Below are 20,854 nucleotides of genomic sequence, written 5' to 3'. Positions count from 1 at the left end.
CTTAAGGTTGAATGACGGTTTTACCGCCCATGTACGGCTGTAACACAGTTGGGATTTTTACTGAACCGTCAGCTTGTTGGTAGTTTTCGAGAATCGCAACCAACGCACGCCCCACCGCTAAGCCTGAACCATTCAAGGTATGCAACAATTCAGGTTTCTTGGCGCCTTTACGACGGAAGCGCGCTTGCATACGACGTGCTTGAAAATCGCCCATATTGGAACATGAACTGATCTCACGATAGGTTTCTTGGGTCGGCAACCACACTTCAAGGTCATAGGTTTTGCATGCGCCAAAGCCCATGTCACCAGTACATAACAGTACTTTCCGGTACGGTAACTCAAGTAACTGCAATACCCGTTCAGCATGTTCGGTTAAGCGCTCGAGAGTCGCCATTGACTCTTCAGGTTTGACCAACCAAACCAGTTCAACTTTGTCGAACTGATGTTGCCGAATCAAGCCGCGGGTATCACGACCATGTGATCCAGCTTCGCTACGAAAGCATGGCGTATGTGCGGCATATTGCAGTGGTAACTGCTCTTCATCAGCAATTTCATCACGCCATAAGTTCGTCAGTGGCACTTCGGCTGTCGGGATCAACGACAAGGGCACTTGCTTTTCTGTGGCTCCTTGTACGTGAAATAAATCTTCTCCGAATTTAGGCAGCTGACCAGTGCCATAGAGCGTGTCATGATTCACCAAATAAGGCACATAGGCTTCGGTGTAGCCGTGTTCATTAACGTGCAGGTTCAACATAAACTGGGCAAGCGCACGGTGCAATTGGGCTATTGCCCCTTGCAGTACAACAAAGCGCGCACCCGCTAACTTTGCACCTTTTTCGAAATCCATGCCGTGGGCAAGCTGTGCGGCAACGTCGACATGATCTTTCGCTGCAAAATCGAACTCATGTGGTGTGCCCCAGCGGCTTATTTCTTGGTTGTCTTCTTCGTCAGCACCAAGCGGTACTTCTTCGGCCGGTAGATTAGGTACACCCGAAATGATCTCATGCAGTTCATTTTGAATGTCGTTCAACTCATGTTTCGCTTGATCGAGCTCTTGTCCAAGACTATCAACCGCAGCTAATAACGGCTGAATGTCTTCGCCCTGTGCTTTTGCTTTACCGATCGCTTTCGCACTGGAATTTCGCTCGGCCTGTAACGATTCGGTACGGACCTGTAATGCTTTGCGACGTTGCTCAAGCTGTTCAAGCTTAGCTACATCAAGTTGATAACCGCGTGTTTCGGCAAGGCGAGCGGCTGTTTCAGCGAGTTCACTACGAAATAACTTAGCGTCTAACATGTTAATTCCACATCGATAAAAAATAAGTTTTGAGCCCCAGAGCGATGGCTACTGCAGCGATACAACAGATAAAGTTTAAGCTGGCATAGGTAAGAGCTTTAAGAAACTCACCATTCTGAAATAACAACACCGTCTCTAACGAAAACGTCGAAAACGTGGTGAAAGCACCAAGCACCCCAACCCCAAGGAATAACCAAGTGTTTTCATGCACTGCACCTTGTTGTTGGCCAAGAAACAGTAAAGCCAGCAAAAATGAGCCCACTATGTTAACGATTAGTGTGCCGAAAGGGAATGATTTACCGAAGATTCCTAAGGCTAAAACTGCCGTGCCATAGCGTGCCAACGAGCCTAAAGCACCACCCAAAGCTACCCAAAGTAGATTAGTCATTATCCTTACCCCGTTGCCAATTACTTTGTTGGTCTTGTTGTTTTAACCACTCAAGCTTCGCTTTCAATTGTTGTTCTAATCCGCGCTCGCTTGGTTCGTACAGGACAGTTGAGCCTAATTCCGACGGCAGATAGCGCTCGCCTGCCACCACAGCATTGGGGTAATCGTGGGCGTAACGATAGTCCTCACCAAAACCTTCTTGCTTGTGAACGTTGGTGGGCGCGTTGCGCAGATGATGTGGAACCTGTGCATCAGGATGCTCCGCCGCAAGCTTTTTCGCTGCCCCGAAAGCGCGATAAAGCGCATTGCTTTTCGGCGCCAACGCACAATACACCAATGCTTGCGCAATCGCGCGCTCGCCCTCGGCTGGACCGACCCGGTGAAAGGTATCCCAAGCGTTGAGCGCAAGCTGCAATGCACGAGGGTCAGCATTGCCTATGTCTTCTGACGCGATAGCTAACAGACGGCGCGCAGCAATCAGTGGATCGCCGCCGCCGTGCAAAATTCGCGCATACCAATACAAAGCGCCATCGGCCGAAGAACCCCGCACCGATTTATGCAGAGCGGATAGTAAGTCATAGTAAACGTCACCTTGCTTATCGAAACCAGCTTGTCGGCCACCTATGGCCTCAACCACCATTTCCCGTTCAAGGGTCTCGCCGTTACCAACGGTGTCAGCGCTGATTTCTAGATAATTTAATGCTCTTCGGGCGTCACCACCAGCCGCGTGGACCAAGTAATCAAGCGCCGGCTGGGTGAGCGTGATCTGACGGTCACCAAGCCCTCGGTCGTTGTCGGTTAGGGCCAACTGTAGCAGTTTCGTGATGGCGCTCTCATCAAGCGCCTTGAGCCGATAAACGCGAGCGCGAGAAAGTAATGCACCATTGAGCTCAAACGCTGGGTTCTCAGTCGTTGCACCAATAAACACCACAGTACCGTCTTCAATATGCGGCAAAAATGCATCTTGTTGGCTTTTATTAAAACGATGAACTTCGTCGACAAACAACAAGGTTCTTTGGCCTTGTTGTTGATTTTCTTTGGCTTTCGCAATTGCTGCGCGGATGTCTTTCACGCCAGAGGTTACAGCGCTAACACGCTCGATGGCCGCGGCGCCTGATTGCGCAATAATTTCGGCCAACGTGGTTTTGCCAGTGCCGGGCGGGCCCCAGAGGATCATCGAGTGCAGTTGGCCACGTTCGATAGCATCACGCAGCGGTTTCCCTGCGCCGAGAAGTTGTTCCTGACCGACGTAATCGTTCAGCGTCAGCGGCCGCATGCGGGCCGCTAGAGGACGGAAATCGGGAGCAAAATCGAAACTTTGGTTAGCCACGCGCCCCTCTTACTGGGTTGATCGTTGGTCGTCGACCACGGCGTTTTCAGGGATCTGAAAACTAAAAGTCGTGTAAGGTAAGGCTACATTGGTCTTTACATCGCGTAATTGGATTCGCGTGATTTGCCCTTGCCCATCATCAAGAATTAACTCATTGAGTTGCGCAGGTTGCTCTTCCTTGGCGACAAAGTTCACTTGTAGGCTTTGCTGCTGCGTAGCGTTTGCGGTCGGCTGCAATTGAAAACTTAACCCCTCATTACTCACTTCATAGTCAGCCCAAGCACTTGCTTCAGCATCTAACAGCAATAAAAAGGGGCTTTGGTTTGCTGCCTCACTCTGCGCGCTAATCGTGACTTGTTCAACAAATGGGTCGTAGTAATACACCGCTTGTCCGTCGGCGACCAAAATGAGCTCATCCGGTGCATCGCTATGCCAATAAAATTTATTCGGTCTTGCCAACGCCAGTGCGCCCTTAAGCTCTTGCACTAAGTCTCCGTTGGCATCCAACACATGTTGCTGAAACTCGGCTTGCAACGTACTAATCGGCGCCAACAGTTCTTGCAGTTCGCTTTTGGCATCTAGTGCCATCGCATTTGAGCTGAAAGCGAAAACTGCAATGGCTGTAGCAATGAAGCTGCGTTGTAACGTCATACTTGACCCTTTTTTATCAATGTTAATCGCGGGGCGGACGCGGCGCCAACACATCACGTTGGCCGTTGCTTGCCGCACTACTAACGACACCACTGTGTTCCATTTGTTCAACGATACGCGCGGCGCGATTGTAACCAATTCTGAATTTGCGTTGCACACTGGAAACGGAAACCCGCTGTGTTTCCGTCACAAATGCGACGGCCTCGTCGTAAAGTGGGTCACTTTCAGCATCGTCATCTTCCAGACTTTCGCCCGGAAGCAGCGCATCCTCTGACGGGTCACCGTTAAGAATTTCATCAAGATAGTTTGGCTTGCCGCGCTTCTTCCAATCCGCCACCACTGCATGTACTTCGTGATCATCAACAAAAGCGCCATGCACCCGCGTTGGAACGCCACTGCCGGGCGGTAAATAAAGCATATCACCCTGCCCCAACAGCTGGTCAGCACCGGGTTGATCAAGAATGGTACGCGAATCGATCTTCGACTGTACTTGAAACGCAATGCGGGTTGGAATATTGGCCTTGATCAAGCCGGTAATAACGTCAACCGACGGACGTTGCGTTGCGAGCACAAGGTGAATACCAGCGGCTCGTGCTTTTTGCGCGATACGCGCAATGAGTTCTTCAACTTTCTTACCGACGATCATCATCATGTCGGCGAACTCATCAATAACCACGACGATGCTAGGTAAGGTTTCCAAGTACGGCGGTAACTCATCCATTGAGTCGCCCGGTTTCCACAATGGGTCCCGCAACGGTTCACCGCTATTGCGGGCGTCAGCAACTTTGGCGTTATAACCTTTCAGATTACGCACACCAAGGGCCGACATTAACTTGTAGCGACGCTCCATTTCACCAACGCACCAACGTAGTGCATTAGCTGCATCTTTCATGTCGGTCACCACCTCGGTTAATAAGTGCGGGATACCTTCATAAACCGAGAGTTCAAGCATTTTCGGGTCGATCATGATTAAACGCACTTCTTCCGGCGTGCTCTTATAGAGTAAGCTCAGAATCATGACGTTGACGCCAACGGATTTACCCGAACCGGTCGTACCGGCCACCAACAAGTGCGGCATCTTCGCCAAGTCAACAATCACCGGTTGGCCCGAGATGCCCTTACCTAATACCATTGTGAGCGGTGACTGGCTTTGTTGAAAAGCGTCACAGGCAATCACATCGCTAAAGAAAACAGTTTCTCGGCTCTTATTCGGTAATTCGAGTCCGACATACGACTTACCGGGAATAACCTCAACCACGCGAACGGATATCGCCGACAGCGAGCGCGCAATATCTTTATCGAGATTAGATATTTTTGAGACTTTTACCCCAGGGGCTAAATCGAGCTCAAACCTGGTGATCACCGGGCCGGGTTGCACGTTTGCAACCTTCACTTCGACGCCAAAGTCTTGCAATACCGCTTCAACGGTTTGGCTTATTTGGTCGAGCTCTGCGGGCGTGAGCGGGTTCCCTGTTTGTGCCGGTTTATCGAGCAATGCGATCGACGGTAGTGGATCTAACATTGGCTGGCGTGTTGCTGCTTCTTCATCATCGTCCGCTAACGCCTGCATTGAATTATTCGACTTTTGCTTTGTCGCAGGTTTAACCTCAACAGCGTCGTCTTCAGCAACGTCAGGTTCACCAAATAGCCCTAAGTCTGGCTCGGGTTCGTCGGTACTAATGCTCAAATCTAAATCGATATCAGGCTCTTGCCGATCATGTCGTTCAGTCGCTGGTAACGATTTGAGAGCGCTCGCCTTGCTCTGCCCCCGCGTTTTACCATCTTCTAAAGCGGCCGCTTTAACATCACCTGAGACCTTAGCTTCTTTATCACCTTGCCACTGGCCAATTTGTGTTCTGAGCTTATTGAACAGCCATAACGTGCCACGAATACTCCATTCGCCGAGCTTATCCGCCAGCCAAACCCATGAAATACCTGTTACGAGCGTAAGTCCAGTGCATAAAAATGTAAGCAACAATAAAGTCGTGCCGATCAGGTTGAAATACGGCAGCAACGAACTACTGATAACATCGCCAACAACACCACCAGCAGAAAAAGAATACAATGCAGCAAAATTAAGCGACGCGAGTGCTGACGCTCCGACCAACGTAAGTATGAGTCCGATCAGGCGCAAGCCAAGCGCAAGGTAATCAAGTTCCAATAACCGATGCGGTTGGCGGAACATGACGTAGCCTAAGCCCGCCAAGCCAAATGGAATGGCGTAGGCAACAAAACCAAAAGCGAATAACAGAGCGTCAGCAAACCACGCTCCAATTGCGCCGGCGGCATTTTCAATCGTGCCTTGGTACCCTGTTTGCGACCAGCTTGGGTCGGCCGGATTGAAGCTGACTAATGCCAAAAACAAGAAAATGGCAAACGCTCCGCAGAGGATGAGGCCTACTTCTAAAACGCGTTGAGCACCACTCATAGGCCACCCAGCGTTTGCATCATGTAAACACGTATCTTATGCATGTCGTTTCCCTGTTAGCGTCGTTCTTGTTCTTATCGTGTTAGTTGAACTGTTTCTAGTGTAGCGTGTCAGCGCGTTATGTTCAGCAGTTTTACGAGCCTTTTGCTAACCTTTTATAAGAACTTTATTATCGTTTTTGACTTCTTCCATGACGACATAGGTTCTTGATTCGTTCACCCCTGGCATCGTGAGCAAGGTTTCCCCTAGGAGCTTGCGGTACGAAGGCATGTCTGGCACGCGGGCCTTGATAAGAAAATCAAAATCGCCAGCAACCAAGTGACACTCCAGAATCTCTGGTGTTTTACGTACCGCGTCACTAAATTCCGCAAAAGAGTCTGAAGAGGTTCGCGTTAGGGTTATTTCGACGAAGACCATGAGGTTAGCACCAAGCTTACTGGGGTTGATCCGCGCATGGTAACTTTCAATCACCCCTTCTTGTTCGAGCTTGCGGACGCGTTCATTACACGCCGATGCGCTCAGCCCTACGCGTTGTGCTAAAGCAACGTTTGATAAACGGCCGTCGTCTTGCAGCAGCTTTAATATTTTACGGTCAATTCTGTCAATAGTGATTCGTACGGGTTCTTCGGCATTAAACATGTTTTTTCACGCTTTATGTTTATTTGCACCGAATTATATACGGTATATGGCATAAAAAAAAGTACGAAACACGGAAGCGGTTTCGCCTATAATGCTCGCCGTAAATCCTAATGTGAAACCGCCAACCTTAACGGGAATGAAGTCATGCTAATTGGTGTACCTAAAGAAATTAAAAACCACGAGTATCGTATCGGTCTAACCCCTGCTGCAGTGCGTGAATATGTTGCACATGGCCACGACGTACTCGTTGAAAACAACGGTGGTGCGGCCATCGGTTTTACCAACGAAGATTATGAGCTTGCCGGTGCAACCATTGTTGATGATCCAGCTGAGATTTTTGCTAAAGCAGAAATGATCATCAAAGTGAAAGAGCCACAGCCAAATGAATGCGTACAATTGCGTGAAGGCCAGATTCTCTACACCTATTTGCACCTTGCGCCAGATCCAACCCAAACCGATTTGTTGGGCAAAGCTGGCGTTACTGCTATTGCTTATGAAACGGTCACTGACCGTAATGGTGGACTACCACTGTTGGCACCGATGAGCGAAGTTGCTGGCCGCATGTCAATTCAAGCAGGTGCGCACAATTTGGAAAAAGCCAACGGCGGTAGCGGCGTCCTCTTGGGCGGCGTACCAGGTGTTGAACCAGGTAAAGTATTGGTCATCGGCGGTGGTGTTGTTGGTACCCAAGCAGCCAAAATGGCGGTCGGTATGGGTGCAGACGTAACTATTTTGGATCGCTCACTGCCGCGTTTACGCCAACTAGATGACATTTTTGCGGGTCGTGTTAAAACCATTTACTCAACTGTAGATGCTGTTGATAAATTCTCGCGCGAAGCCGACCTTGTTGTAGGGGCAGTATTAATCCCAGGCGCAGCTGCGCCTAAGCTGTTAACGCGTGAACACTTGAAGAACATGAAACCAGGTTCAGTTGTGGTTGACGTTGCCATCGACCAAGGCGGTTGTTTCGAGACGTCAAAAGCAACGACGCACCAAGAACCGACTTATGTTGTTGACGACATCGTTCACTACTGTGTCGCCAACATGCCAGGTGGTGTTGCTCGCACCTCAACCATTGCCTTGAACAACGCCACCCTACCGTTCGGGTTAGCCTTGGCAAACCATGGTTTGAAAGCGATGGAAAACAACGAACACTTGCGCAACGGTTTGAACATGCACAAAGGTAAAATTACCTACAAAGCAGTGCACGACGACTTGGGCGAAAAGCTGGGCTTGGACTATCAAGATCCGCTTGAAGCTATTCGCAGCTAAGTTTACAGTTCACCCCGCTTTTGAGACCCGCACATTTGTTGCGGGTCTCTTGTTTGTGGTCGTTGTAATCCATACAATCAACCCCAATGTATTGATGCACACATCACAAATTTAATTGTTAAGAATGGAGTACAGGAACAATGGCTGAAGCCAAACATTGCCGTCTGTTGATTTTAGGTTCTGGTCCAGCAGGCTATACCGCAGCGGTCTACGCGGCGCGCGCTAATTTGAACCCAGTTCTAGTGACCGGCATGCAACAAGGCGGTCAGCTGACCACCACAACCGATGTTGAGAACTGGCCGGGTGACGCAGAAGGCCTTACCGGGCCTGACCTAATGGTGCGTATGCAGCAACATGCAGAGAAGTTTGATACTGAAATCGTATTCGACCACATTAACAAAGTGGACTTCAGTCAGCGCCCTTTCCGTTTGTTCGGCGACAGCCAAGAATTTACTGCTGATGCTGTGATTATCTCGACGGGCGCGTCGGCGAAGTACCTTGGTCTTGATTCCGAAGAAGCCTTTATGGGTAAAGGTGTATCAGCATGTGCGACCTGTGATGGCTTTTTCTATCGCAACCAAAAAGTTTGTGTGGTTGGTGGCGGTAACACAGCCGTTGAAGAAGCCTTGTACTTAGCTAATATCGCCAGCGAAGTTCATGTTATCCATCGCCGCGAGCAGTTCCGTGCGGAAAAAATCCTAGTTGATCGTTTAATGGATAAAGCTGAGAACGGCAACGTTACCTTACACCTGAACAAAACCCTTGATGAGGTTTTAGGTGATGACAGCGGCGTTACCGGAGTTCGCGTGAAAGACACTCAAGATGGTAGCTTGTCAGAGCTTGAGGTTATGGGTTGCTTTATCGCCATCGGCCACCAACCGAATACTGGCATTTTTGACGGTGAGCTCGAAATGCAAGACGGTTACATCATTGTCCAGTCGGGCTTGCAAGGCAATGCAACGGCAACCAGCGTGCCTGGTGTATTCGCTGCTGGCGATGTTATGGACCATACCTACCGTCAAGCGATCACCTCAGCGGGCACCGGTTGTATGGCTGCTCTTGATGCTGAACGTTACCTTGATGCTTTAACGAAGGCTTAATGGTTTATCGTCTCGCCGCGCAAGACACCAGCTTTCCACCGGCAGAACTTGCGCTGCGAGAACCTAATGGCTTGCTTGCCGTTGGCGGCGACCTGAGTGTCGCACGCCTACTGAATGCCTATCGTAATGGGATTTTTCCTTGGTTTACCGATGATGACCCGCCGTTATGGTGGAGTCCTGATCCGAGAGCCCTCTTCACCCCCGCAAGTCTTCATGAAAGCCGTTCGATGCGTCGTTTCCGTCGCCGCACGCCGCTGCGAGTAACCCTGAATCATGATTTCGCAGGCGTGATTCGGCGCTGCGCAGAAGTTCATGCGAGTCAAGAAGGCACCTGGATCACGGCGGCAATGCAAGATGCTTATTTACAACTGCACGCACTGGGATATGCGCACTCTGTCGAAGTATGGGACCAAACAACGCTTGTTGGTGGTATGTACGGAGTGGCTATCGATGGGATCTTTTGCGGTGAAAGTATGTTTCATTGCAGTGCCAACGCTTCAAAGCTGGCTTTTTTAAGCTTCGCAGAAAACTTTTTTGCCGCCGGAGGTAAGTTACTCGATGCCCAAGTCCCCAACGCACATTTAGTATCGCTTGGTCAGATCGAGATGCCACGAGCACAATTCTTGTACTTAGTACGCCACTTTAGAGAAAACCAGAGAAGCGTTTCGCCAGATTTCTGGAAGCCGCGAGTGCTAAACCACAAATCGAGTGGTAATTTGTAGTAAAAACAGCTAGAATTCTGACCACTTTTTCCGAGCTTAGCAAAAAATCGAGGATTTGAATGGCAAAAGAAGACAGTATTGAAATGCAGGGTACGGTTTTAGAAACCCTACCTAACACGATGTTCCGCGTTGAATTAGAAAACGGCCACGTGGTCACTGCGCACATCTCAGGAAAAATGCGTAAGCACTACATCCGTATTCTGACCGGCGACACTGTGACCGTGCAACTAACGCCTTACGACCTGACCAAAGGCCGCATTGTCTTCCGCGCGCGCTAAATCGCGCCTGCCCTTAGCCCGTAGTTGAACTACGGGCTTCGCGCTCTGCAATTTTTAGTGTCAGTGCATCGGCCTCGACGCTAACACTAACATCTCCACCATGCGTTAACTTGCCAAACAGAATCTCGTTGGCGAGTGGTTTCTTCAAATGCTCCTGAATCACACGCGCCATTGGGCGTGCGCCCATAGCTTTGTCGTAGCCTTTCTCGGCCAACCAAGCACGTGCCGCATCGTCTAGCTCTAAGGTGACCTGTTTACGATCCAGTTGCGCTTGCAGTTCCGTCACAAATTTATCAACCACCTGCGCAATGACTTCGGGACTCAAATGATTAAACCAAACAGTGCCATCCAGACGATTACGGAACTCTGGACTGAAGGTTCGGTTGATTTCTAACATTGCATCGGGAGCATGATCCTGTTGTTTAAAGCCAATCGACTGCCGCACAGTTTCTTGCACACCAGCATTGGTGGTCATCACCAGAATCACGTTTCGGAAATCCGCTTTACGGCCATTATTGTCCGTTAAGGTACCGTGATCCATGACCTGTAATAAAATATTGTAGATATCGCTATGCGCTTTTTCGATTTCATCCAGCAGCACCACAGCGTGCGGATGTTTGATCACACCTTCGGTTAACAGTCCACCTTGATCAAAGCCAACATAGCCCGGTGGTGCACCTATTAAGCGGCTAACGGCATGGCGTTCCATGTATTCCGACATGTCAAAGCGCAAGAATTCAATACCAAGTGCTTTGGCAAGCTGTTGGGTAATCTCGGTTTTACCTACGCCGGTTGGACCTGCAAACAAAAACGAGCCAATTGGCTTATGCTCAGCACCGAGGCCTGAGCGTGACAGGCGAATCGCTGCACTAAGTTGATCGATGGCTTGGTCTTGACCAAAAACCACAAGTTTCAGATTACGATCTAGCTGCTTAAGCAATTGCTGATCGGAACGCGAAACACTTTGCTCAGGAATGCGGGCGATTTTCGCGATAATTTGCTCGATATCACCTACGTTAATCGTCTTTTTGCGCTTCGATGGTGCCACCAAACGTTGACTCGCACCTGCTTCATCGATGACGTCGATTGCCTTATCAGGTAAGTGACGTTCATTGATATAGCGCGCAGAGAGTTCCGCCGCAGCACGAATAGCAGGTTGAGTGTAGCGAATGCCGTGATGGGCTTCATAACGCTCTTTCAAGCCCATAAGAATCTTCGTGGTGTCGTCCACCGAAGGTTCGGTAATATCAATCTTTTGAAAGCGACGTACCAAGGCACGATCTTTTTCGAAAATATTTTTAAATTCGCTATAAGTAGTTGAGCCAATACATTTAAGCTCGCCACTACTTAGCAACGGTTTAAGTAAATTGGATGCGTCAAGAACGCCGCCACTCGCGGCACCGGCGCCGACAATCGTATGGATTTCATCAATAAACAGTATTGCGTGGGTTTTCCCTTTGACCTCTTTCAGCAGCGCTTTGAAACGTTTTTCAAAGTCACCACGATATTTCGTGCCGGCGAGCAAACCACCCATATCAAGCGAGTAAATTGTCGCATCAGCCATAACTTCAGGCACGTCATTGTTGACGATGCGATAAGCGAGGCCTTCTGCAATCGCAGTTTTCCCCACGCCCGCTTCGCCAACCAATAGCGGGTTGTTTTTACGTCGGCGGCATAGCACCTGCACACAACGTTCTAACTCAAGGTCTCGACCGATCAACGGATCGATTTTTCCTTCTTTCGCGCGGGCATTAAGGTTGGTGCAGAAACGTTTCAGATAGCTTTCCTGCTCTTCTGTTACGCCTTCTTGCTGCTCGGTGTCATCTTCGTCTTGACGAATAATCGGCTCATCCACCTTCGACAGTCCATGAGACAGGAAATGCACCACATCTAAACGAGTGATGTCGTGTTTATTCAATAAGTAAACAGCATGTGACTCCTGCTCGCTAAAAATAGCGACTAAGACATTTGCTCCCGTCACTTCACTGTTGCCTGACGACTGCACATGAAATACCGCGCGTTGCAAAACACGCTGGAAACCAAGTGTCGGTTGGGTTTCACTTTCTGCTGTTTCAACGTCGAAACTCGGCGTACTGCGATCAATGTAAGCCAACAATTCTTGTTTGAGCCTGGTAAATTCGAGACCGCACGCACGCAAAGCTTTCGACGCTTCGGGATTATCTAGGAGTGCTAGCAAAAGGTGCTCTACGGTCATTAGCTCATGACGACGATCACGCGCTATCCGAAAGGCATCGTTTAGGGTTATTTCTAGAGCTTTATTTAACATACGCACTCCTCATTTGGACCAGACCACGACAGCGCATTGGGTTGGCAACTCGTCAACGAGTTAAGCCTTTTCCATTGAACATAACAGCGGGTGTTCATGTTCTCGCGCATACTGGTTCACTTGTACTACTTTGGTTTCGGCAACTTCTGCCGAATAGACCCCGCACACAGCGCGGCCTTTATAATGAATGGTCAACATGGTGTCGGTGGCGCGTTCCTGATCCATCCGAAAGAACTTAATGAGTACCTCCACGACAAAATCCATGGGGGTGTAATCGTCATTATTCAAAATCACCTTATACATGGGCGGTGGCGCGAGCTTTTCCTTTTCGCTCTGCCGATCATGCACCGCTCCATGTTGCTGTTGGTCCATACTACTCATAACTATGCTTAACCTATTTATAGCTAGAAAACGAGAATTTCGCTCACTTTCCGATGAATTTTACCCATTAGGTGTATGTAAAACCGCCGCACCGTTCATTAAATAAACAAATTTGGCTTGACACTGAACAGAACTCACCTAGAGTAAAACATGGCGTTAACAAATGGCTTTTTAAAGGCCTCGACGTCATTCTAACAATAATTAAATAGTAACTGCAGAATTAAAGGAAGTAGAAGTATGGCAACCGGTAAAGTGAAATGGTTCAACAACTCAAAAGGTTTTGGATTCATTGAAGCAGAAGACCGTGAAGGTGATATCTTCGCACATTATTCAACGATCGAAATGGAAGGTTATCGCACCCTTAAAGCAGGACAAGACGTCGAGTTCGAACTCGAAGAAGGTCCTAAAGGTCTTCACGCCACGAACATAATTCCTGTGCAGAAATAACCCGTGCAGAAATAAGACTCTTTAAAACTAAAACGCCAGTTCAGTTATCTGAGCTGGCGTTTTTTATTTTCTGGATTCCGCGTCTTAACTGTCAATACCGAAATAGCGACGTAATTGGTCCCGTAGGTTCGGCGGAGTGCAGTGCACGGTCAACTTGTCATTGTGTGGATCGTACTCAACGCGCGCGCCTAATAAATCTTGGTCAAAGCCGATACTTAAACCGCCTCCCTGCCCTTGGAATTTCACCAGTTTCTTCAATGTTGAGCGATCGGTAGGAAACTCGTCGACTAATGCTCGCTCAGCCTGACTTTGATTAAAATCAGCAAAGCTACGCTCTACAGGGACAGCTTCTCGTAATTGTTCTGATAGATCTTTGACGCGTACCGGCTCGCCTTGTTGCCATTGATTGTCACAGATGTCGTACACGGACTTGCGCAATTGTCGCGCTTGCTCGTTTTCGAGTTGTTCCTCTTGGGCATAACGGCTCACGCTCTCAATCAATTGTTGTGACTGTTTTTTCGCATTTAAGCCCTCGGCACACCCTAAAAAATCCAAAAAGAAGTCAGATACCTTGCGTCCAGCGCGGCCTTTAATAAACGAGATATAAGTGGTTGAATCAGGCTCATCGGCCCATTCGCTTAAATTAATCGTCGCGGCCAGCTGTACTTTGCTAATCGCCAACTGCGAGGATTTATCAACACTCAAATCGGCAGCGATGGTGACCCCTTCTTGACTCGGTAAAAAGGCAACGACTAAAAAATCTTGGCCGCGTTCACGGTAGCTCGCAACAAGCAAAAAACCGGCTTCCAGAATGCCGTAATGTTGTAGTTGTTGGTGTAAAAGCTTGGCACTTTCTTGCGAGAAATTAACAAACTCCTCTTGCCCCTTCCGCCAATGTTCGAGCAGCTCGGGAAAATTGCTCTCCACACTACGTTCGTGTTCATCCTCAGGCCGCAAAAAACGCGCATAACCTTTACTTGGCTTGGCTTGGTAGACTTCTGTCAGTTCATCGAGCAAAAGGCCGACCTCATCATTGATCGCGAGTGTTGTCGGTGCGACACGCAGCCCGATTTGGCCGTCATTGGTGTAAAATTGATGAATGATACTGTGCTGTACATCTGCTTGCATGGTGCTGCATTCCTTTCTTACTGCAAATGGTTGCGCCTGTGATAAGATTGCCGGCATTCTAACATGTAAGGAAAAAAATCGATGCCAATCGTGTCAAAATATGAAGCCGCCCAGCAAGAAAAACTTCTCAATGACGTGCTGGAGACGCTACACAAAGAAAACGTGCCAGTGGACCTTGCACTTATGACGCTTGGCAATGCCGTTACGCATATCTTGTCGCAACACTATGAGCCACAGCGCGCTCAGCAAGTAGCTGAACAATTTGGTAAAGTCCTGCTACAATCGTTGAATAAATAAGACTTTTAGGGCACGCATGAGACAACGCAAACAGCGCCGTGACAAAATTGCTCGACTGATCAGTTGGGGACACTGGTTCACCTTCTTCAATATCATTTTAGCGCTCGCCATTGGCACGCTCTATATTGAAGCCGCTGATACCCCATCCACCTTGCTTGGTGGTTTTTACATGCTCATTAGTTGGCTCGGTCACTTTGCGTTCTTGCCGTTTATTACCTTCATTATTTTAATCTTTCCGTTTTGTTTGATCGTGCCCTTTTCGCGATTCCTCAAGGGCGTGGCTACCCTTGTCGCAGCATTTGGGCTCATAGCATTAGTAGCGGATGCCTTATTTTTCCGTCAATACGGCTACCATTTAAATACCTATTCCTTATCGCAGTTGGCGTTAGATGCTGAAACCGCCTTTGCTGGCGCTAGCTTTGTCCTACTCTTAGGTATGTTACTTGTCTTTGTCGTCTTGCTGGTCTTCGAGTTAGCTTTAGCGAACATCGCTTGGAAACGTTTGGAACGTTTACGCGAGAAGCATTGGGGAGCTGCGTTTAGCGCAGTGTTCGTGCTGTGCTTTTTGGCCAGCCACAGTATCCATATATGGGCTGATGCAGTGTTTTACACGCCGATCACCAAGCAGGACGATTTGTTTCCGCTGTCATATCCCACCACAGCACAGACGCTAATGAGCAAACATGGTTGGCTCGCCGAAGAGCGTTCGCAAGCCACCGATCGGCTACTCAAGGGTACGGCTCGAATTGACCTCAATTATCCGCCACATGAACTTATGTGTGCCCGCCAAGGTGTCACTCGAGATACCTTGGTCGTGGTCTTTGACTCACTAACGGCTACTGAACAGCAACGCATACTTGAAGTATTGCCGCAGTTAGAACGCTTCGCATCACCTTTAGTAGGACAAACCAGTGTGTCTGGCGGGGTTTTCGAATTATTTTACGGGTTAGCTGATATTTACAGCGAGCCGATGGCCGCTAAGCAACAAGTTCCAGCTTTCTGGAAGCAGTTCAAAGATTATCAAATCCGCATCGAGTTAAGCGGAGACCTGCAACAATTCGATGTAGCCAGCTACTTGCGTCAACCAACCATGGAAAGCTATCGCGATACCCTAACCTTTTCGCTACAGTCTGAATTAAATAACACGACCCTTGAACAGCTAGCAAAGGCGATAGTGGCGGGCCAGCAAGTGATTGTTACCGCTTTGACGAATAACACGAGCACGCAAACTCCGCGTGAAGTATATAGCTTACAGAACGTGCAAGTGCCGTTGTTTCACACGCAAAACCTTTCTTTCGCCGCCCAAGATATCGCACTACTCACGGATATTACACCGACGCTCACTCAGCGCTATATGGATTGTGCTGGGGGTGTGGAAGCATTCGCAACCGGTAAGAACTTATTCCTTCCGCAGGAACGTGAATTCCCAGTGATGACGAGCTTTGCGCGTGATCTTGTGGTGTATGATGTTGATGCGACAACCGTTATAAGTACTGATGGTCGCGTGCGTAGCTTTGCCAACACAACGCTCGAGGAAATGCCAAATGTCGCCCCTGCTACGCCGGTGTTGGTCGACGGTATCAAGCATTTGCAACGCTTTAGCCAACAAAATGACGAATAAATAACCACTTGACTTCGTTCGTACCGACGATGGCTTGTTAAATCAAAAAAAAGCAGTAATATAACGGGCTCGGTCGGCGTGTAGCGCAGCTTGGTAGCGCACTGTCATGGGGTGTCAGGGGTCGCTGGTTCAAATCCAGTCACGCCGACCAATTCTCTTCTAGCTTTCCCGCAAGTTCCGTCACCACTCGCTGACGATCAATGTCCGGAGTATGGGCTAATATGGGGCCAAGGGACTGCTCTATCGTCTTGAATTGTTCGCGTGATACACGATGAGATTTGGCTATGGTAAGAGTCTCAGTCGCGGCATGACCACGCCGTACTAACTGTTGTAATAGATACAACTGACGACCGGTCAGCGCAGCGAGCGTGGCATTATCAACGTGAAGTTCACGTTGCCCGCGCCAACGTTGTTTCAACTTTTCGCCTAAGTGACGCCAACTCTGATAAAGCCCGCCAGCAGCCGCACCTAATGCTGTTGCGGCTCCTAAGCTCATGCCACCGACCATTAGGTCAATACCGGCACCCGTTGCGGCTCCAGCGCCAATCCCAAAACCAGCATCTTTGCCCCAGGCTTTTAGTACTTCGGGCGCAAACAGGTCCTCTTGCCATGCACCAGATGCACTATCAAGCTGCTCAGCTATCGCATCTTCAGGTAAAAATGCAAAACGATTCAAGATACTACGTACTGTATCCTGCTCACGCATACGAATGCGCCGTTGCAAACGTTCAATTGCCGTTTGTAGTTCGTGGTCTGGAGCGCTTTGCGGCACAACTTCTTGGTAACTTGCAACATCTACCAGTAGTTCTGCAACCGCATGCAATGCGCCATGCAGGCGCTGTTCTCGTTCCTTGCCGCGCCAGGCGATGAGTTCCTTCAATGCTCCCGCTGCTGACGGCACGACGGTCGCCAAACTTTCAAGTAAATAGGCTTCACCACCTTCGGGCGGTGTCACTGTATCGAAAGCAACAACAGCATGGAGACTTAGCTTTGCCAAAGCCTGCCGCCATGCTTGTTCCTGTTGCCCCGCAGCGGCAGTGTAGTTAAGCACTGGAATCAGCGGCTTCCCACAACGCGTCAATAAATGCAATTCATCTTGATATTTTGGCAATACAGGATCACGGCAATCAATAACATAAAAAGCGGCATCCGACTGCAATAATTGGCGCAAGACTTTCGCTTCTTGTGCGAACCGGTCGTCCGCCAACGCGCTAGCAAGAAAGGCACGAATCTGTGCTGGCCCATCATGGCGAAACTGTTCGACAAAGGCTTCAACTTCATTAAAAAGTTCCGAACCGGACTCTAACCCAGGCGTATCATAAAAGGCCAAAAGCTGTTGCCCTTCTAACCATACACCTTGTTCAAGTACGCTTCGCGTAGTGCTTGGTCGTTGATCGACCTCACCGAATTGGCGTGAATGCAATAGCGTACGCAATAGCGAGGTTTTGCCGGCATTAGTGTGCCCGACCACCGCAATCTTAAGCGACGACATAAGCAACTCCATAACGGTCTAATTGTTGTTGCCACTGGGCTAAATAAGTTGCTTGTGAACCACGGACAAGCACCACAGTCAGCTGTTGGGTCGTTTGGGCGAGCGCCGCTAAATACTGGATACTACTTCGATCCGGCGTTAATTGAGCTGCAACCCTTACCTGTAGCTGCGCACTTGGATTTGCGCTTAAGCGTTGCAGCATGTGTTGTTTGTCTGCATAGGTTGCAACCAACCCTAGCTGTTCGGCGCTTGTCGTGTACTCAGGTTCAGCCTCATAATCTAAAGTTAACAAATAGCTACCATGGCCATGGTCCGCATAATGAAAATGGATTGCAGTATCACTGTCGGTATCAGCATCGACAGTGTTCGTTTGTTGTCGAGATTCACCCAATGCATTCACCACAGCGTGGTAACCCTCGGCTTGCAGATCAAGCTCCATTGCGTGTGCGCGCCGGTAAAACAACCCAACGGCGAGCAACGCAGCAAGCGCTCTTGGTAACACGCCATAGGTCATCAAGCAAAGCGCTAGCCAACGCCCTGCTTGTGCAGCAATAGTAGTATTCGTCGCACTGTCAGCAATGGTTGGCACTTGTGCAGAGAATAAGAAATGCGGCAAACCGTTAATGGCATGCGCAATCGTCGCGACCTGCTCAGCATTCAGGATTGTCGTCGCCCATTGAAAAGTATAGTCATTAAAACTTAGGTAGAGTATCAATGTTAGCCACGACGATATTGCTATGAGCAGCCAAAACCCATGTGTCGCGACTGCCATCAATGGTTGTAAAAGTCGCTGCTGCTGCACGTGCGCTAACCAACTCTGTTCAAGCGCACTTTCTCCACGTTTGCGTTGTAACAACGTCAACAGTGAATAAGCCACACCCGTTATCCCGCTTGGTCGGGGCTTGCGCAGCGTAAAAGCTAACCAAAACAACAACATTAATAGGTTTGGTAAAAGTAGGATGTTGATCGCGAAGAGTAACGATAACGGCTGTGGTTGGCTAAGAATAGTTTGACTGACACCCATACCAATCACTACGGCAAGCACACCTAGCACCAAGGTCAACAGACGTCGCAAGTGCTGCCAATGGCTTAACTGATTTAGCAAACCTTGACGTTCGCTTAAGCACACAGCACGTTCGATAAGTTGGTTCTGGGGCCCGTGTGCCCGGATTTCATTTAGCTTGAATTGCTGTTGCTGTAACGACGGATCACGCACATCACGCAAACGCTGATGCTCAGCAAGCCAGAACTGTTCAAAACGACTTAAATCCAAGGGTAGCCTTCCCCGCCTGAAACAAAGTGATGCTGGAAGGCTTAAGATACTGGAGCGCTGAGTGAAGGTAAAGCGTCGTTAACGGCTACTTACAAACGAGAGCGCGGTTGGCAATTTGCGGTTTGCAGTGTTTCATCCACAGCAACATAGGTTCCAGCAGGACATTCTAAGGTAAGTAAGGTTGGATCGCGTTTTTCGACAGCTTTGCGTTTTAGATCGCCTGCGACTTCACCAAGATCGATGTCTGGCATCAAATGTGCGCCAAAGCCATAGTAATACTGATAAAAGGCTGCAGCGAAAATAGCTAAAATCAGCAATTTACGCATCATGAGTAAACTCCACGTTCTTTGCAGATGTAGCCGCACCACGCCCTTCGCAGTGCGATTACAACTGTTCAAGTATTAGCAGAGTAAGCAAAAATCGCAAACCTGTCCGTAAAGTTCACGTAAAGATATGGTGGCTAGTTGCTAGTTGCTTGAGTTATCAGCAGTTAATTTTACGGCAGTCCCATAAACTAAGAGCTCTGCGGCGCCATGAGCGAGCATAGATGTGGTGAAACGCACACTTACCACCGCATCTGCACCTAGCTCAAGCGCTTCTGTTTGCATGCGATCTAAGGCTTGTTCGCGACTCTCAGCCATGAGTTTGGTGTAATCGCTGATTTCGCCGCCAACCAGATTGCGAAAGGCAGCAAGAATATCCCGCCCCACATGGCGTGCGCGTATAGTATTACCGCGGACGATACCTAACTGTTCAGTGATCGTTTTTCCAGCAATCGTCTCGGTCGTAACAATCGGAATATGTTTCATAAGTTTACCTTCTTGTAGGGGTCAGACTTGGCCGCTTGCATGCGTTGCCGTAACACATTAATAAAGAGTAAAATCAGCCCAAGCACTGTAGTTCCGATGGTTAACTTAATCCACCATGGAATACTGGTGTCTTGGCTAAACTGATAGATGGCGTAAATCACCAGTGGAATAAGGCCAAGCACCAATAGTGACCAACCGATTGCATTCCAAATACGCGTACTCTGTGATTCGTTCAGCACGTCGTTTGTTTGTACACCAAGTTTTACCGCGCCCCGCTGTTCGGCCAGCTCACGATACAAATTTGCGCAAGCTTCGCACGAAGCTAAATGCAAATGTAGTTGCTGCCGTTGTTGCTGCGTGAGCTCGTTATCTAGTGCGCCACTAATCAACGGCTCTATGTTTTGACAAGGTTGTTCTTGCTGTGTCATCAACGCTCTCCAAGTTGTTGCAATGCCTGCCGCATTGCCATACGTGCCCGATGCAGGCGTGACATCACGGTGCCCTCAGGGATACCAACGATCGCAGCAATATCAGCATAACTACAATCGTTGAACTCACGGAGAACAAGCAAGTCACGTTGTTCTGGTGATAATTTCGCCAATGCTTTCTGCACTAGATTCTGCTCAACGAGCGGCAGTGAGTCGTGCGTTTGCGTCGCAAGCTCGGTTAATACTGAATCGTCGGTGTGACGTTGTAAGAGCCGTAACTCGTCGAGGCAACGATGGCGTACCACCTGCAAAAACCATGGTTTAGCTTTACTCTCGAGCGGAAAATGTTGCGTTCGCAGCGCTTTTTCGAGCGCATCTTGAACCATATCCTTTCCACGCTGCGGACACCGCATGAATTGCGTAGCTAATACCTGTGCACCGGCAACATAAGGCGCAATCATACGATAGCGTTGCTGCATCATAGTGTGTGGTAAAGCATTCGATTCGAGTTGTGTCATAGGTTTCGCTCAGTAGCTGTGACCAGGTTTTCATGATCAAGACGGCGTAGCGCGTACTTTTATTCCAA

At 49.0% G+C, this 20,854-nt stretch carries 22 protein-coding genes and 1 tRNA gene; 8 read left to right on the top strand and 15 right to left on the bottom strand.

Features of this window, described 5'->3' with window-relative positions; translation table 11 throughout:
• Window position 1 precedes the first annotated feature (1 nt).
• The 6 genes from serS to CWI70_RS02440 all read right to left on the bottom strand — a co-directional run bounded on the left by serS (window position 2) and on the right by CWI70_RS02440 (window position 6,733).
• Entirely contained in the window at window positions 2–1,297 is a 1,296-nt protein-coding gene (gene serS, locus CWI70_RS02465) for a serine--tRNA ligase (RefSeq protein ID WP_126770253.1), read from the bottom strand.
• 1 nt (window position 1,298) lies between these two features.
• The gene (gene crcB / locus CWI70_RS02460) at window positions 1,299–1,685 is read right to left on the bottom strand and encodes a fluoride efflux transporter CrcB (protein WP_126770251.1); all 387 of its coding nucleotides are present in this window, start codon (window positions 1,683–1,685) and stop codon (window positions 1,299–1,301) included.
• The gene (locus CWI70_RS02455; protein WP_126770249.1) at window positions 1,678–3,015 is read right to left on the bottom strand and encodes a replication-associated recombination protein A; all 1,338 of its coding nucleotides are present in this window, start codon (window positions 3,013–3,015) and stop codon (window positions 1,678–1,680) included. Before CWI70_RS02455 ends, crcB begins: the two co-directional genes overlap by 8 nt.
• 9 nt (window positions 3,016–3,024) lie before the next feature.
• Window positions 3,025–3,666, bottom strand: a complete 642-nt coding sequence (lolA, locus tag CWI70_RS02450) for an outer membrane lipoprotein periplasmic chaperone LolA (RefSeq protein WP_157980848.1) — start codon at window positions 3,664–3,666, stop codon at window positions 3,025–3,027.
• Window positions 3,667–3,688: 22 nt separating this feature from the next.
• Window positions 3,689–6,094 carry a DNA translocase FtsK gene (locus CWI70_RS12500; protein ID WP_126770246.1) on the bottom strand — a complete coding sequence of 802 codons (2,406 nt, stop codon included), beginning with the start codon at window positions 6,092–6,094 and terminating at the stop codon, window positions 3,689–3,691.
• 147 nt (window positions 6,095–6,241) lie between these two features.
• The gene (locus tag CWI70_RS02440; protein ID WP_126770244.1) at window positions 6,242–6,733 is read right to left on the bottom strand and encodes an Lrp/AsnC ligand binding domain-containing protein; all 492 of its coding nucleotides are present in this window, start codon (window positions 6,731–6,733) and stop codon (window positions 6,242–6,244) included.
• A 144-nt stretch (window positions 6,734–6,877) separates the two neighbouring features.
• Here CWI70_RS02440 and ald point away from each other — a divergent pair, with 144 nt between their 5' ends.
• The 4 genes from ald to infA all read left to right on the top strand — a co-directional run bounded on the left by ald (window position 6,878) and on the right by infA (window position 10,105).
• A complete protein-coding gene (ald, locus tag CWI70_RS02435) occupies window positions 6,878–8,005 on the top strand; it encodes an alanine dehydrogenase (protein ID WP_126770242.1) in 1,128 nt (375 codons plus the stop codon).
• A 140-nt stretch (window positions 8,006–8,145) separates the two neighbouring features.
• Window positions 8,146–9,105, top strand: coding sequence for a thioredoxin-disulfide reductase (gene trxB, locus CWI70_RS02430; RefSeq protein WP_126770240.1), 960 nt, complete (start codon window positions 8,146–8,148; stop codon window positions 9,103–9,105).
• Window positions 9,105–9,827 carry a leucyl/phenylalanyl-tRNA--protein transferase gene (aat, locus tag CWI70_RS02425; protein ID WP_126770238.1) on the top strand — a complete coding sequence of 241 codons (723 nt, stop codon included), beginning with the start codon at window positions 9,105–9,107 and terminating at the stop codon, window positions 9,825–9,827. The genes trxB and aat overlap by 1 nt, the downstream gene beginning before the upstream one ends.
• Window positions 9,828–9,886: 59 nt before the next feature.
• On the top strand, window positions 9,887–10,105 hold the full coding sequence (gene infA / locus CWI70_RS02420) for a translation initiation factor IF-1 (RefSeq protein WP_054487875.1): 219 nt from the start codon (window positions 9,887–9,889) through the stop codon (window positions 10,103–10,105).
• 13 nt (window positions 10,106–10,118) lie between these two features.
• Here the strand turns inward: infA and clpA are convergent, their stop codons facing one another.
• Complete coding sequence (clpA, locus tag CWI70_RS02415) at window positions 10,119–12,392, bottom strand: ATP-dependent Clp protease ATP-binding subunit ClpA (RefSeq protein WP_126770236.1); 2,274 nt, start codon at window positions 12,390–12,392, stop codon at window positions 10,119–10,121.
• Window positions 12,393–12,452: 60 nt separating this feature from the next.
• Window positions 12,453–12,773: an ATP-dependent Clp protease adapter ClpS gene (gene clpS, locus CWI70_RS02410; RefSeq protein ID WP_126770234.1), complete on the bottom strand. Its 321-nt coding sequence runs from the start codon at window positions 12,771–12,773 to the stop codon at window positions 12,453–12,455.
• Between the two features lie 237 nt (window positions 12,774–13,010).
• Between clpS and cspD the strand changes: the two genes are divergently transcribed.
• Window positions 13,011–13,220, top strand: a complete 210-nt coding sequence (cspD, locus tag CWI70_RS02405; RefSeq protein WP_126770233.1) for a cold shock domain-containing protein CspD — start codon at window positions 13,011–13,013, stop codon at window positions 13,218–13,220.
• Window positions 13,221–13,304: 84 nt separating this feature from the next.
• Here the strand turns inward: cspD and yejK are convergent, their stop codons facing one another.
• Window positions 13,305–14,348, bottom strand: a complete 1,044-nt coding sequence (gene yejK / locus CWI70_RS02400; RefSeq protein ID WP_126770231.1) for a nucleoid-associated protein YejK — start codon at window positions 14,346–14,348, stop codon at window positions 13,305–13,307.
• An 81-nt stretch (window positions 14,349–14,429) separates the two neighbouring features.
• Between yejK and CWI70_RS02395 the strand changes: the two genes are divergently transcribed.
• From CWI70_RS02395 to CWI70_RS02385, 3 genes are all read left to right on the top strand, one after another.
• Window positions 14,430–14,645 carry a YejL family protein gene (locus CWI70_RS02395; RefSeq protein WP_126770229.1) on the top strand — a complete coding sequence of 72 codons (216 nt, stop codon included), beginning with the start codon at window positions 14,430–14,432 and terminating at the stop codon, window positions 14,643–14,645.
• Between the two features lie 16 nt (window positions 14,646–14,661).
• Window positions 14,662–16,266 carry a DUF3413 domain-containing protein gene (locus CWI70_RS02390; protein ID WP_126770227.1) on the top strand — a complete coding sequence of 535 codons (1,605 nt, stop codon included), beginning with the start codon at window positions 14,662–14,664 and terminating at the stop codon, window positions 16,264–16,266.
• Window positions 16,267–16,340: 74 nt separating this feature from the next.
• Window positions 16,341–16,417: transfer RNA gene (locus CWI70_RS02385), tRNA-Pro, on the top strand.
• On the opposite strand, the gene CWI70_RS02380 is transcribed toward CWI70_RS02385, so the two are convergent.
• From CWI70_RS02380 to CWI70_RS02355, 6 genes are all read right to left on the bottom strand, one after another.
• Window positions 16,406–17,758 (bottom strand): GTPase/DUF3482 domain-containing protein, encoded by a 1,353-nt coding sequence (locus tag CWI70_RS02380; protein WP_198677638.1) that lies wholly within the window; start codon window positions 17,756–17,758, stop codon window positions 16,406–16,408. The genes CWI70_RS02385 and CWI70_RS02380 overlap by 12 nt on opposite strands.
• Window positions 17,745–19,031 carry a DUF2868 domain-containing protein gene (locus CWI70_RS02375; protein WP_126770223.1) on the bottom strand — a complete coding sequence of 429 codons (1,287 nt, stop codon included), beginning with the start codon at window positions 19,029–19,031 and terminating at the stop codon, window positions 17,745–17,747. The genes CWI70_RS02380 and CWI70_RS02375 overlap by 14 nt, the downstream gene beginning before the upstream one ends.
• 89 nt (window positions 19,032–19,120) lie before the next feature.
• Window positions 19,121–19,360 (bottom strand): hypothetical protein, encoded by a 240-nt coding sequence (locus CWI70_RS02370; RefSeq protein WP_126770221.1) that lies wholly within the window; start codon window positions 19,358–19,360, stop codon window positions 19,121–19,123.
• A 138-nt stretch (window positions 19,361–19,498) separates the two neighbouring features.
• On the bottom strand, window positions 19,499–19,840 hold the full coding sequence (locus CWI70_RS02365) for a YbjQ family protein (protein WP_126770219.1): 342 nt from the start codon (window positions 19,838–19,840) through the stop codon (window positions 19,499–19,501).
• Entirely contained in the window at window positions 19,837–20,268 is a 432-nt protein-coding gene (locus CWI70_RS02360; protein ID WP_126770217.1) for a zf-HC2 domain-containing protein, read from the bottom strand. Before CWI70_RS02360 ends, CWI70_RS02365 begins: the two co-directional genes overlap by 4 nt.
• Window positions 20,268–20,786: an RNA polymerase sigma factor gene (locus CWI70_RS02355; protein ID WP_126770216.1), complete on the bottom strand. Its 519-nt coding sequence runs from the start codon at window positions 20,784–20,786 to the stop codon at window positions 20,268–20,270. The genes CWI70_RS02360 and CWI70_RS02355 overlap by 1 nt, the downstream gene beginning before the upstream one ends.
• Between the last annotated feature and the right edge of the window lie 68 nt (window positions 20,787–20,854).

The organism is Pseudidiomarina homiensis (assembly GCF_003987225.1).
Classification (GTDB): Bacteria; Pseudomonadota; Gammaproteobacteria; order Enterobacterales; family Alteromonadaceae; genus Pseudidiomarina; species Pseudidiomarina homiensis.
This window is presented reverse-complemented; position numbering and strand designations above follow the sequence as displayed.